Source organism: Alcanivorax sp. HI0044 (genome assembly GCF_001634945.1).
Genome location: NZ_LWEZ01001877.1, coordinates 1 through 960, shown reverse-complemented (window position 1 = coordinate 960; position 960 = coordinate 1). Strand labels below are relative to the sequence as shown.

Here is a 960-nt window from a genome sequence, read left to right as displayed (position 1 = left end):
AATGAATCTGTTTTATTTAAAAATGTGATGATAAACCGTTGGGGCGAACACAAAACGAGTGAGAATCCGACTTGTTCTCCCCAGAGTGGAAGGGCAGAGTCTGCGCAATAACGAATCAAGGCGAAAACGCCCGGTCAGCCAGCGAGAGAGACAGCTATGAAGAAAACCGGATTGTGGGTATTGGTGATCATTGTTGCCCTGATCGTGTTGGCCGTGGCGGGTGTGCATCGCTGGTTTAACCCGCCGGCGCCAGCGGCGCAGCTCTTTTTTAATGGCACGGTACTGACCATGGACCCGCAACAGCCGGTGGCGGATGCCATGCTGGTGAAGCGGGGCGAGATTGTGGCGCTGGGTGAGGTCGAGGTGTTGCGCCGGCAGGTCAGCCGGGATGTGGCGGTGATCGACCTGGAGGGCGGTACACTGATGCCGGGGTTTATTGAAGCCCATGGACATTTCCCCGGTGAAGGATTGTCTGCGGTGGCGGTGGATGCCAACAGTCCGCCGATTGGTGATTTGTACAGCATCGACACGCTGCTGGAGCGTTTGCGCCTGCTGGCCCAGCGCCGCCCGGAAGGCATGCTGCTGGCGTATGGTTTTGATGACACCACCATCGGCGAGCAGCGCTATCCCACCCGGGCAGAGCTGGATGCGGTGAGCAAAACGCGGCCGATCATGGTCATGCATATTTCCGGGCATCTGGGCGTGGTTAATTCCGCTGCGCTGGAAAGCATGGGCATCAAGGAAGACGTTGAGGACCCGCCGGGCGGATTTTATGGTCGCGATGAAAGCGGTCGGCTCAATGGCCTGCTGGCGGAAACCGCGTTTAATCCGGTGCGTAGCCAGGCGTTGAAATTGGCACCCCTGGACGGCTTGAAGGTGTTGTCCCGGGCGTCGCATATTTATCTGTCGCGGGGTATCACCTTTGCGCAGAACGGCCTGGCGGACCCGGCGGCTATTCGG

The 960-nt window shown here is 58.6% G+C and carries 1 protein-coding gene; it reads left to right on the top strand.

What is annotated here, in order from left to right; all coding sequences use genetic code 11:
• Positions 1-156 precede the first annotated feature (156 nt).
• A partial coding sequence (locus A3730_RS27955; protein ID WP_156501419.1) for an amidohydrolase occupies positions 157-960 on the top strand: 804 nt, incomplete at its 3' end.